This is a genomic window from Endothiovibrio diazotrophicus, assembly GCF_054657215.1.
The window spans coordinates 1-319 of record NZ_BAAHXB010000347.1 but is presented as its reverse complement, the minus strand read 5'-3'; the positions used below and the strand labels follow the sequence as shown (position 1 = coordinate 319).

Here is a 319-nt window from a genome sequence, read left to right as displayed (position 1 = left end):
ACGTTCAATGGAGCCCATGGCCAGCCTCCTCCGTGCCGGGGCGGGTCAGGCTGCGATAGCGACCGAGTTCGCCGGTGGCCGATGCCGTGGCCTCGCCAGGGGAGGGGGCTTCCCGCTCCCGCCGCGCCATCCTCTCGGGGTTCGCCTCCCAGGCGCTCAGATAGTCGAGCAACGTGCCGACCTTGAGCCCCTCCTTCTCCGCCAAGTAGAGCAGTTCCTGTTCCGGCAGCGCGCGGAGCCGGGTGAGATGGCGTTTGACTCCGCGCAGCTTGTCCTTGTATTGCTGCGGATCGGTATTGCGCAACTGGCGGCACAGCGC

At 67.7% G+C, this 319-nt stretch carries 1 pseudogene; it reads right to left on the bottom strand.

Features of this window, described 5'->3' with window-relative positions:
* Positions 1–4 precede the first annotated feature (4 nt).
* Positions 5–319, bottom strand: a pseudogene (locus tag ACYQ2W_RS26760) (hypothetical protein); the annotation flags it as partial.